Raw genomic sequence first — 11,017 nt, forward strand, 5'->3', positions numbered from 1 at the left:
TGAGATGCAACGAGTCAGACCGAGACAGGTCGACTCAGGTGGATCCCAATCTAGAGCTACGGCGAAGGCAGGGGCGGAGCATCGCCTACAGCCCGGGCGTCCAGCTCGTCGCTTCGCCGCAGACCCACGGCTGATCTGCGGGATAAGATGAGCCAGTGACGACGCTGGAAGATCTTGAGGCGCGAGTCGCGGCTCTAGAAGCTGGCCAGGCCGATTATCGGGCGGTGCTCGCTGCGGTCAACGCGCTCGGCGCCAACCAACGCGAACTGGCTGAAGGGCAACAACAGCTCAAGTCCGACGTTGGTGAACTCAAGTCCGGCGTGGCCGGCATTGAGTCGAACGCGGCTGACACTAATGCGCGGGTGCGGTCCCTGGAAGAGGGCCAGGCTGAGATCAAAGATCTTCTGATCCGGGCCCTCGACAAATGACGGCGACTGTCGGCTGATGTTCAGTTGTCTCGGCGCTAAACTGCGAGTGCGCGCGTAAACGGTGGTTTTCATCGTTGCTTCCGTGGAGCCCGTTGGTTGCGGCCGAGGGGCTTCGCTCGTTTCTGAGCCCGGGAGTCAACATGGACGTCCGAAGGACCTGGATGCTCTGCCCGAACTCATAAATCTCTCGCGCTCCCGGCCAGATAACCAAGCCGGCGAAAATAGCCCAAACCCATAGTGAAAGAGCAACTTCCACGGGTTTGACGGACCTCGTTCGACAGGACGACCTTTTCGCGCACTCCCATGCCAGTACCGAACGACACCCGGCGAATCGACGCGTAACTGGTGTTATCCGTCGGCGAACCCGTACTCTCAGCGACAGTAGTGCGTAATTATGTCGTATACTTACGACATGAATACGACTGAGGTCGTCACGGCGCCCGAACTCGACACGCTCCTCAACCGAGTCAACACAGCGACGAAGCTGCTGCAGCGTTCAGCGAACGTTCCCGATGATGTCGCTCAGCTCGTCGACAGCTTCGAGCGGACCTTGGGTGCTGCGACACCACTGCGGCTCGACGCCGACCCGTATCTGACGACAATGCTGTGGGCAGCCGCGTTTCGCGCGGAAAAAGCACTTCGCCAAGACGATGCCCAGCAGCAACGTCGCGACGTGCGGGTGGCACTCGAACAATTCCGCCACGCACTGCGCGACATCGTCGAGAACCGGTCCTACAACGACAACGCTTCAGTCCGCGATGTACTCAGCAAAACCGCTGACATCCTCGCCGCCCCGCAAAAAACGCTCGCCGAGCTGCTCGGAGTCTCAACTCGCCAGCTCCAGCGCTGGCTTGCCCACGACGGGACCGAACCCACCGCCGACGACGCCGCACGAATCCGCATTGTCGGCCAACTCGTGAACCAGCTGCGCCATTCCTTCACCGGCCCCGGCGTCGTGTCCTGGTTCGACCGCGAAAACCCCGAGCTCGGCCAACAGCCGATCAAGCTGCTCGACGACCCCCTGCGCTACCCCGCTCTCCTCGGAGCGGCGACCGCCACACGCGCTATGACTGCATGACATTTACGGTCTTTCGCCACGCGGCTTATGACACACCGTGGTGGGCATTTCCGAGTTCGCGCGCCGGTCGCTTCCACCACGCAAGAAGCCAAATCGTCCAATACCTGAGCCTGCATCCGCTCGGCCCAGCCGCCGAGATGCTGCGCCACAACCTGGGGCCCACAGGCAATCCCGACGATGTCGTCTTGAATCTATGGACCGCCGTCCTCGACATCGACGAACCAGTCACCGTCGACTTCGACGACTGCGCCAACTACGGGCTCACCGCCGACGAGCTCATCGGCGAGGACTACACCCCCACCCAGGCACTAGCCGACACCGTCCGAAGCAACGGCGCAGCCGCCATGATCGTGCCCTCGGCTGCCCTACCAGGAACCCACAACCTGATCCTGTTCGGCGTCCGGCTTCTGCACCCCTACCTCGCGCCTCCCCTGAGTCCCGAGGAAGTCCCGACCGGCCACCTCAGCGACGGAGCACGACCACCGGCCGAGGTCGCGACCTACGTGCGCTGGGTCGGCACACCACACACCGCAGCAGAGCAATGGAAAGCCAGCGGCAGCTACGACCTGTTCGACGACCCCACCGCAACACGCTGGTAGCCAACCTAATTCTGTCGGTGCCGGGTGCTAAGCCTGAATTTGTCCACCAAAGCAACCGCGAAATTGAAGGAGGGGTAATCATGGCGGGTGCCAAGCGACAGCAATCGTCAGGTCAAATGCCAACCTGCCTCCAGGCGTTCCGAAACAGCCGCCTCCGTGGACGACTGAGGAGCAATACGCGGAGTTCATCAAGCGTTTCGCGACCGACCTTGGTGCACAGTGCATTACGGCGCACAGCCTTGGTGTTGAGCAACTAGTTGAAGACCAGCGACGAGAGCTGCTCAGCGGTATCGACGTAGGCCCCATGCTGCGTCTGGTGCGTGCCTTGTACGCGGAACTCGATTTTGCCGCTAAGCGTAGTTGTGAGAGCGAAGTCGAGCGCAAGTTCATTCAGTCCACGAAAGGTGAACTCGCGCAGAAGATTATGCCATCCTTCAGGCCCGGTACGGGGCGTGCGGTTGACAGAGGGGAACACGCCAGGGGCGCTCCGGGCCGCCGCCCTGCCCACTCCAACGGCATATGCCACGGTTTCCGCCCGATTCATTCCTACCTCCAGCGTCGGATTCAGGACGATTCGACTCCCAGACCCGCGGCTGATCCGAGGGATTAGGATGCACCGATGGCGACGCTGGAAGACCTTGAGGCGCGGGTAGCCGCGCTGGAAGCGAACCAGGCCGACTACCGCGCAGTCCTCGCAGCGGTCAACGCGCTCGGCGCCAACCAACGAGAAATCGCGACGACCGTACGTGAGCACACAGCACGACTGGACCGCGTAGAGGGCAAAGTCGACCTGCTCACGACCAAGTCCGACGACACTAACGCACGAGCGCGGTCACTCGAAGCGGGCCAGGCCGAGATCAAAGATCTCCTGATCCGAGCCCTCGACAAATGACGGCGACTGCCACGTGTTCGGCTTGCAGACTCTCCCAGGGTGCGAGCGCCACACCTTCAGGGGCCGACACCGATGAGGTTCAGTTTCGTGCGTCCGTGTGCGCAGCGCGCCGACCAACGGGTTGACCACCCCGATGCCGAGGTAGCCGTTAATGACGATCGCAGGCGCATTGAGTGTGCTGCCCATGAGGACTCACGCCGTCAGCTAGCGTTGTCGCGTCCACGTTTGGCGCAGTCCTGGTGGCGAACAAAGTTTATCGGCCTCACGATTCGCGTTCGGGCAAAACATCGTCGTCATCCCAGCCGACCCATTCAGGCAACGGTGTATTCGGCATGACCCCGCTGATGGACGATAGATAACCCGGCTGTCCGCCCCGCCGCTGATCCATTTCGGGTTGCCGCGGTTCGCTCGCGAGCGGCGAATGCCAGCAACTATCAAGACCGTCGAGCCAGTCACCAGAAACACGATGACAACAACCTTTAAATCCAACAGTGACATCGTATTACGGTTCCACCCATCACGCCGGGCACGTGTGGTTCAGCGCCGCTAATTCGTCATGGAATTGCGTGCTGAGGTCAGTTACCAGTTCAGATGCGGGACCGCAGCCCCCCAGATGGGAACGGATGCAGCACGAATAAATTCGGCTCTCGTCGGTGAGAGCACTACTCAACTCATAGCCAGGCGGAGTCGGGTGAGTGACTCGTGACACCATGAGCCCCATGTTCGACCGCCCGATTCTGGCCGCGATTTCCCTGGCCGTCGCCGCTACGGGCTTGGCGTCACCGGCCCATTCCGACCCGACGCAGTGCCCGGCCAGCGGCTGCCCACACGGGACGGCCGCGCCGCCCGCCAACGTCAACAGCCCGTCCTACAAAGACGGCTACAAATCCGAACACGACTACTTCGCGACCCCGCAGAATCACGCCTACCTCGCGAGCGAGATGCGAAACGGTTACACCGCTGCCACGGCCTGCCAGGTGGAGGTCAAGGGCGGTCCGCCGCCGGCGAATCTGAACGACTGGCTGGCCGGCTGCGTCGACGCCCTGCATGATCTGGGGTTCAAGCCATAAGCATCTTGATCACGCCCGCGGAGCTGGCCAGGCTGATCGACGCCGACGAGCCCGTGACGATTCTCGACGTGCGCTGGCGACTCGACGAGCCCGATGGCCACGCGACGTACCTGCAGGGCCATCTGCCCAATGCGGTCTACGTCTCACTCGAGGACGAGCTCAGCGACCACTCGGTGACCGGGCGGGGAAGGCACCCGCTGCCCCCCGGGCGTGACGTCGAAGTCGCGGCGCGGCGTTGGGGCATCCGCGACGGTGTGCCGACAGTCGTCTACGACGACTGGGGCCGGGCCGGCTCGGCGCGGGCGTGGTGGGTGCTGACCGCCGCCGGCATCGCCGATGTGCGCATCCTCGACGGCGGCCTGGCCGCGTGGCGGTCCAACGGCGGCGCGCTGCCCACCGACCAGGTAGAGCCGTCACCGGGCAATGCGACCGTCACCCATCACGACCTCCACAACGGCGCGTTGCCGACCCTGACGGCACGCCAGGTTCACGACGTCGACCTGCTCGACGCGCGTGCACCCGAACGGTTTCGGGGTGAGGTCGAGCCGATCGATCCGGTCGCCGGTCACATCCCGGGCGCCAAAAACCTGCCCAGCGGATCCGTTCTCAACGCCGACGGCACCTTCCTGACGCGCGAGGGGATCGCCGAGTTGCTCGCCGAGCTCGGCGTCGACGACGTCGGGATCGGCGCGTACTGCGGCTCCGGCGTGACGGCCGCGGTCACCGTTGCGGCGCTCGCCGCCGCAGGTTACCGGGCAGCGCTGTTCCCCGGCTCGTGGTCACAGTGGATCTGTGATCCCGACCACCCCGTCGCGCGGGGAAACGACTAGGACCGTTGCGGGGAAACAGGTTTGCCTGGTGGCCTCGGCGGCAATGCCCTTGCGGAGGCGGACACGTTGGTCGACCTGCGTTTCTGCCCAGGTCTTGCCGGTTCAGCCGAGAGCTGGTGAGACCGCCCGGGGCGTAATCGAGCAGTCACTCTTTTAGATGGAGTAACGTGCGGTGCCATGGACGTGGGAGTCTGGATTCTCGGCGGCTACCAAAGCGACTTCGCCCGAAACTTCACCAAAGAAGGCTCCGACTTCGCCGACTTGACCCGCGAGATCGTCGACGCCACGACGTCCGCGGCCAACGTCGACGCCGCGGACATCGGAGTGGTCCACGTTGCCAACGCGTTCGGCGAGATGTTCGCCGAGCAGGGTCACTTAGGCGCGATGCCGGCGACCGTGTGCGACGGCCTGTGGGATACCCCGGCGTCCCGCCACGAGGCGGCCTGCGCGTCGGGCAGCATCGCCGCGCTGGCCGCGATGGCAGACCTGCGCGCCGGCAACTACGACACGGCGCTGGTACTCGGAGTCGAATTGGAGAAGACGGTGCCGGGCGATATAGCGGCCCGTCATCTCGGCGCAGCGGCCTGGACCGGCCACGAAGGCACCGACGCGAAGTTTCTCTGGCCCTCGATGTTCGCCACCGTCGCCGACGAATACGACCGCCGCTACGGCCTCGACGAGACCCACCTGCGGGCGATCGCCCAAGTCAACTTCGACAACGCACGGCGAAACCCCAACGCGCAGACCAGGCAATGGCACATCCCCGATCCGATCGATGCCGACGACGACGCCAATCCGCTCGTCGAAGGCCGGCTGCGACGGTTCGACTGCAGCCAAATGACCGACGGCGGCGCCGGAATCGTCCTGGTCTCTGACGCCTACCTGCGCGAGCATCCCAGCGCGCGGCCGATCGCCCGCATCGCGGGCTGGGGACACCGCACCGTCGGCCTGGGCCTGCGGCAGAAACTCGACCGCGCCGCCGACCATCCCTACGTGATGCCGCATGTGCGCGAGGCGGTGCTGGATGCGCTGCGGCGCGCCAAAGTCACCCTGGACGACCTCAGTGGGATCGAGGTCCACGACTGCTTCACTCCCAGTGAGTATCTGGCGATCGACCATATCGGCCTGACCGGACCCGGCGAGTCGTGGAAGGCGATCGAAAACGGCGAGATCGAGATCGGCGGACGGCTGCCGATCAACCCGAGCGGCGGCCTGATCGGCGGCGGCCATCCGGTTGGTGCGTCGGGAATCCGGATGCTCGTCGACGCGGCCAAACAGGTCAGCGGGGCGGCGGGCGACTATCAGGTCGAGAACGCGAAAACCTTTGGCACGCTGAACTTCGGCGGCAGCACCGCCACCACCGTCAGCTTCGTGGTCGACGAGGCAAGCTGATGGATGATGTAGCAGTCGTCGCCAAGTTTTTGTCGACGCTGCCCGAGGACGACGACCACCCGTACCGGACCGGTCCCTGGCGGCCGCAGACCACTGAATGGGACGCCGACAACCTGGTCGCCGTGGAAGGCGAGATCCCCCGCGACCTCGATGGCGTCTACCTCCGCAACACCGAGAACCCGCTGCATCCGGCGCTGAAGACCTACCACCCGTTCGACGGTGACGGCATGCTGCACATCGTCGGATTCCGCGATGGAAAAGCGTTCTACCGCAACCGTTTTGTCCGCACCGATGGCTTCCTCGCCGAGAACGAGGCGGGCGAGCCGCTGTGGCCGGGGCTGGCCGAGCCGGTGCAACTGGCCAGGCGCGACGGCGGCTGCGGCGCCCGCACCCGGATGAAAGACGCCTCCAGCACCGACGTCATCGTCCACCGCGGCATCGCGCTGACCAGCTTCTACCAGTGCGGCGACCTGTATCGCGTCGACCCGTTCTCCGCCGACACGTTGGGCAAGGAGACCTGGCACGGCACCTTTCCGCTCGACTGGGGCGTTTCGGCTCACCCGAAGGTCGACCCGAAAACCGGTGAGCTGCTGTTCTTCAACTACAGCAAGCAGGCGCCGTACATGCATTACGGCGTCGTCGACGAGAGCAACCACTTGGCGCACTACATCGACATCCCGTTGCCTGGCCCGCGGCTGCCGCACGACATGGCCTTCACTGAGAACTACGTGATCCTCAACGATTTTCCGCTGTTCTGGGATCCAGAGCTACTGCGGCACGACGTGCATCTGCCGCGGTTCTATCCCGATATGCCGTCCCGCTTCGCGGTGGTGCCGCGCCGTGGCAGCAGCGACGACATTCGCTGGTTCGAGGCCGACCCGACGTTCGTGCTGCATTTCACCAACGCCTACGAGGACGGCGACGAGATTGTGCTCGACGGCTTCTACGAAGGCGCGCCACAGCCAGTTGACACCGGTGGTAACAAGTGGGACAAGCTGTTTCGCTTCCTGGCGCTCGACCGCCTGCAGGCCCGGCTGCACCGCTGGCGGTTCAACCTGGTCACCGGTCAAGTCACCGAGGAGCAATTGTCGGAGTCGATCACCGAATTCGGCACGATCAACGCCGACTACGCCGCGGCGAACTACCGCTACACCTATGCCGCCACCGGCAAGCCGGGGTGGTTCCTGTTCGACGGGCTGGTCAAACACGACCTCTGCACCGGCGGCGAGCAGCACTACCGGTTTGCCGAGGGGGTGTACGGCAGCGAGGCCGCGATGGCACCCCGGCCGAACCCCACCGCCGAAGACGACGGCTACCTGATCACACTGACCACCGACATGGCCGCCGACGCCTCCTACTGCGTGATCTTCGACGCCGCCCGCTTCAGCGACGGGCCGGTGTGCAAACTTGCTCTGCCCGAACGGGTTTCCAGCGGAACCCACGCCACCTGGGCGGCGGGCTCGCAGTTGCGCCGTTGGCATGACATCTGAGCCCACGGCTCTGGACCGCGGCGGCACCAACGCGGTCGGCCGCGTCCTGGGTCTGCTGGGTGACGAATGGACGTTGCTGATCATTCAGCAAGCATTGTTGGGCGCGACTCGGTACGGCGATTTCATGCAGCGTATACCTATCTCGAATACAGTGCTGGCCAACCGGTTACGGATACTGACCGGCAGTGGCCTGCTGGATCGCCAGGAATACCAGGTGCGGCCCGTGCGCGCCGAATACCTGATCACTCGACGCGGACGCGCGTTTTGGCCGGCGCTGTTGTCGATCTGGGAATGGGAGCGCCGCTGGGTTCCCGACCAGGTGAACCGGCTTCCGGGCATGCGACACACCCAGTGCGGCAGCTACTTCGCACCGACGTTGACCTGCCGGGCCTGCAGCGAGGCGGTGACCGAAAAGGACGTGGCGGCGCGCTGGGGCCCGAGCGGGTCATGGCCACGTTCGGTGCCCGAGGGGACGAACCGCCGCCGATCGAGTGACGGCCAAGCCGGGTTGTTTCCGGAGACCATGAGCGTATTCGGGAACCGTTGGGCTGCTGCCGTGTTGGTGTGTGCCTTCTTGGGTACCAGCCGGTTCTCAGATTTTCAGACGCAGCTCAAGGCTCCACCGTCGCTGCTGTCCGGCCGATTGCAGACGTTGTGCACCAACGGCGTGCTGTGCACGTCACGCGACGGCAACTATCGGCTCACCGAGAAGGGCCGGGCGTTCTTCCCGGTCATCATCGCCGCCCTGCAATGCGGACAGCGGTGGTTCCAGGCGCCCGAGGGCCCAGCAGTGCTACTCACCCACCGCGGCTGCGGCAGGCCCTTCGTCGGGCAGTTGACCTGCGACCAGTGCGCCCAGCCGTTGAAGGGCGCGCACATCAGCACCGTAACGTCGGACTAGCGGCGCAGCGCTGCCGCCAGCGCCCACACCGAGCACAACACCGCCGCGGCCGCCGCGACACTACCGACGTAGAGACCGTAGGCCGCAGACACCGGCGGTTTCACGTTGACGGCGTAGTACCGCACCATCAGCGCAATCTCGACCAACGAGATCACCAGCGCCGCAGCCGATGCCGGCCGGACCGACAGTCCGCGGCCGACCATGGCGCCCGCCACCAGCAACGTGGACCCGAGCACAACGATCAACTGACCCGGGCCGAAGGCGTGCGGCAAATGCAGGCTGCCGACGCTGCCGCCGATCGCGTTGGCCCAGCCGCCGCCGCCGCTGCTTGTCCTCAGCCAAGGTAGCCAGGCACTCACCGACACCGCCGCAGCGAATAGCGCAACCATCCAACCAGGGCTCGGGCGGGACATAGTGCGACAATAGCCGCTCAGGCCGGCGCGAAGACCGTCACAAAATTCCGCAGTGATTCATTGATATCGCTCTTCAGCGCGGCGGCGACGATCATGCCGATCGGCCCGAACAGCGCCGGCCCGCCGAGGTGCACGTCGAAACTCACCACCGACTGGTCGCCACTGGGCTTGACCTTGGCCAGCAGCTTCACCTTGACACCGCCGACGCCGACACCGTTGAGCGTCATCGACTCCGGCGGCTTGTAATGCACGATCGTCCAGGTGATCCGGTTCGGCATGCCCTTGACTTCGACAATCGACTCGATCACCGTGCCTTTTTCCAGCTGATCGGGCAGCGCGCTGCGCCACACCCGGTGGATGGTCAGCCACTCCTTGAAGCGGGAGAGGTTGGACGCATGCTGCCAGGCCCGGTCGGGTGCGAGCGGGACATCGATGGATCCGGAAAGTTTTGCCATTACTGCTCGTCCTCAACGGTCAACACGCTTTCCCCCAGCAGGTTTGTGCCCTCTACCAAGCTTCTCACCCCGCGTCCTTTCCGACGCCCGACCCTACCGTCCCGGCCGACGCGTACGGCACACTGCCAGGACATTTCATGGGTCATTTTCGTCGTCGAGTAACTCGTCGGGGTGGTGAATCCGGTTGACTCGTGGCGGCCCGGTGCCGTCGCCCCAGGCGAGTCGGCCGTCGTTGGTGATCGTCGTCGTGACGTTTCCGGACGTCACCTCGGAATGATCCGGCGCGCAGAGGAAATACAGGCTGTCCGCGTCGGTGCGACCACCGTTGGCCCAGTTCTTGCCGTGGTGGACTTCGCAATGGTACCCGGGTTCCAGGCAGTCGGGCCGGGTGCATCCGCCGTCGCGGGCATAGCAGATGATGCGCTGATCGAGTGTCGCGATGCGTTTACTACGGCCCAAGTACAGCGGACGTTCGGAGTGATCCTCGAACACAGCCAGGTAGTGGATGCTGTCGCCGGCCATTCGGATCAGGTCGCGCATCGGCAGTTGGCTGTTGCCGCCTGTGCGTGCCGGTGGCGGCATCGCGACACCCGGATCGGCGACGGCGCGAGCGGCCTGATCGAGTTCGGCCAGCGTCGTCGTCACGATGACGGTGACCGGCACGCCGCGATGGGACCCCAGTGCTCCTGAGGCGATCGCCTGCCGCAGTCCGAGTTTCAGTGCATCGTGGCATCGCTGTGGCGGCGTGCGGCGATCGGGTTCGTCGGGGCAGTCGTCGCTCATCTGCGGCACATGACGACCTGGTCGCACGGCGGCGGTGACGGCCTCCAGGTAGGCGCGCGCCTCCGGATCCAGCCAACCGCTCAGGCGGCTCATGCCATCGATACCTTGCCGACCCAGCATCACGCCGCGGCGGCGCGCCCGGTCTTCGTCGGAGAAATTGCCGTCGGGATTGAGACAGTCGGCAATCCGCTCGCCTACCGCGGCAACGAATTTGGCGTCCTGGTTCCTGGCGTGGCGTACCAGTGTGCGCTCGGCTTTCTCGTGATCGTTGACGCTGACCGCCGACGGCAGCACGTCCAAGGCCCGGGTAACTGCGGCGATGTGGTCGTCACCGAGCGCGCCTTCTGCGACAGCCTGCGCCAACGCCGGCAATTCCGGCGGCAGGGCTGGGCCGGTCAGCGAGCGTCGCGGGGAAATTCGCACCGCCGTGCGAAATCGACGCTTGACTTCGCCGGCGGTGATCCGCAGACGCGAGCCCAGCAGGTGGCGTATCGCAACGTCAGACGGCAGCGCGGGATCGTCCGGCCCGTCCGCGGGATCGGCGATTTCGGCGAACATGCGGTACGACAGCCCGCGGTTGAGTCGGCCCAACGTCTCCAGTCGCTCGGCGACCTGGACGCGGAAAGCGTTGCCCACCAGATCAGTCGACGTTCCGCGAAGCCGGACGTAGGCGGCGTCGATCAGCT

The 11,017-nt window shown here is 64.9% G+C and carries 12 protein-coding genes; 9 read left to right on the plus strand and 3 right to left on the minus strand.

Annotated elements, in window-relative coordinates:
- Positions 1-155: 155 nt before the first annotated feature.
- The 9 genes from AC2VOG_RS00250 (at position 156) to AC2VOG_RS00290 (ending at position 8,680) form a co-directional block, all read left to right on the plus strand.
- On the plus strand, positions 156-428 hold the full coding sequence (locus AC2VOG_RS00250) for a hypothetical protein (RefSeq protein ID WP_486937906.1): 273 nt from the start codon (positions 156-158) through the stop codon (positions 426-428).
- A 412-nt stretch (positions 429-840) separates the two neighbouring features.
- Positions 841-1,506 (plus strand): hypothetical protein, encoded by a 666-nt coding sequence (locus AC2VOG_RS00255; protein ID WP_486937907.1) that lies wholly within the window; start codon positions 841-843, stop codon positions 1,504-1,506.
- A complete protein-coding gene (locus AC2VOG_RS00260) occupies positions 1,503-2,105 on the plus strand; it encodes an RES family NAD+ phosphorylase (RefSeq protein ID WP_486937908.1) in 603 nt (200 codons plus the stop codon). The genes AC2VOG_RS00255 and AC2VOG_RS00260 overlap by 4 nt, the downstream gene beginning before the upstream one ends.
- A gap of 619 nt (positions 2,106-2,724) precedes the next feature.
- A complete protein-coding gene (locus AC2VOG_RS00265) occupies positions 2,725-2,997 on the plus strand; it encodes a hypothetical protein (protein ID WP_486937909.1) in 273 nt (90 codons plus the stop codon).
- A 719-nt stretch (positions 2,998-3,716) separates the two neighbouring features.
- Positions 3,717-4,067, plus strand: a complete 351-nt coding sequence (locus AC2VOG_RS00270; protein ID WP_486937910.1) for a hypothetical protein — start codon at positions 3,717-3,719, stop codon at positions 4,065-4,067.
- Positions 4,064-4,897, plus strand: a complete 834-nt coding sequence (locus AC2VOG_RS00275; RefSeq protein ID WP_486937917.1) for a sulfurtransferase — start codon at positions 4,064-4,066, stop codon at positions 4,895-4,897. Before AC2VOG_RS00270 ends, AC2VOG_RS00275 begins: the two co-directional genes overlap by 4 nt.
- 177 nt (positions 4,898-5,074) lie before the next feature.
- Complete coding sequence (locus AC2VOG_RS00280) at positions 5,075-6,289, plus strand: acetyl-CoA acetyltransferase (RefSeq protein ID WP_486937911.1); 1,215 nt, start codon at positions 5,075-5,077, stop codon at positions 6,287-6,289.
- Entirely contained in the window at positions 6,289-7,779 is a 1,491-nt protein-coding gene (locus tag AC2VOG_RS00285; protein WP_486937912.1) for a carotenoid oxygenase family protein, read from the plus strand. Before AC2VOG_RS00280 ends, AC2VOG_RS00285 begins: the two co-directional genes overlap by 1 nt.
- On the plus strand, positions 7,769-8,680 hold the full coding sequence (locus AC2VOG_RS00290; protein ID WP_486937913.1) for a winged helix-turn-helix transcriptional regulator: 912 nt from the start codon (positions 7,769-7,771) through the stop codon (positions 8,678-8,680). The genes AC2VOG_RS00285 and AC2VOG_RS00290 overlap by 11 nt, the downstream gene beginning before the upstream one ends.
- On the opposite strand, the gene AC2VOG_RS00295 is transcribed toward AC2VOG_RS00290, so the two are convergent.
- The 3 genes from AC2VOG_RS00295 to AC2VOG_RS00305 form a co-directional block, all read right to left on the minus strand.
- Positions 8,677-9,093: a hypothetical protein gene (locus AC2VOG_RS00295; RefSeq protein WP_486937914.1), complete on the minus strand. Its 417-nt coding sequence runs from the start codon at positions 9,091-9,093 to the stop codon at positions 8,677-8,679. The two genes, AC2VOG_RS00290 and AC2VOG_RS00295, sit on opposite strands and share 4 nt — an antisense overlap.
- Before the next feature lie 17 nt (positions 9,094-9,110).
- Positions 9,111-9,548, minus strand: coding sequence for a type II toxin-antitoxin system Rv0910 family toxin (locus AC2VOG_RS00300; RefSeq protein ID WP_486937915.1), 438 nt, complete (start codon positions 9,546-9,548; stop codon positions 9,111-9,113).
- A gap of 135 nt (positions 9,549-9,683) precedes the next feature.
- Complete coding sequence (locus AC2VOG_RS00305; RefSeq protein ID WP_486937916.1) at positions 9,684-11,015, minus strand: HNH endonuclease signature motif containing protein; 1,332 nt, start codon at positions 11,013-11,015, stop codon at positions 9,684-9,686.
- Between the last annotated feature and the right edge of the window lie 2 nt (positions 11,016-11,017).

This window comes from Mycobacterium sp. TH-M11, assembly GCF_057473725.1.

Coding starts and splice junctions, on each gene's coding strand:
- AC2VOG_RS00265 (WP_486937909.1), top strand. CDS start 2,725: ATGGCGACGCTGGAAGACCTTGAGGCGCGGGTAGCCGCGCTGGAAGCG.
- AC2VOG_RS00300 (WP_486937915.1), bottom strand. CDS start 9,548: ATGGCAAAACTTTCCGGATCCATCGATGTCCCGCTCGCACCCGACCGG.
- AC2VOG_RS00285 (WP_486937912.1), top strand. CDS start 6,289: ATGGATGATGTAGCAGTCGTCGCCAAGTTTTTGTCGACGCTGCCCGAG.
- AC2VOG_RS00280 (WP_486937911.1), top strand. CDS start 5,075: ATGGACGTGGGAGTCTGGATTCTCGGCGGCTACCAAAGCGACTTCGCC.
- AC2VOG_RS00270 (WP_486937910.1), top strand. CDS start 3,717: ATGTTCGACCGCCCGATTCTGGCCGCGATTTCCCTGGCCGTCGCCGCT.
- AC2VOG_RS00295 (WP_486937914.1), bottom strand. CDS start 9,093: ATGTCCCGCCCGAGCCCTGGTTGGATGGTTGCGCTATTCGCTGCGGCG.
- AC2VOG_RS00255 (WP_486937907.1), top strand. CDS start 841: ATGAATACGACTGAGGTCGTCACGGCGCCCGAACTCGACACGCTCCTC.
- AC2VOG_RS00260 (WP_486937908.1), top strand. CDS start 1,503: ATGACATTTACGGTCTTTCGCCACGCGGCTTATGACACACCGTGGTGG.
- AC2VOG_RS00290 (WP_486937913.1), top strand. CDS start 7,769: ATGACATCTGAGCCCACGGCTCTGGACCGCGGCGGCACCAACGCGGTC.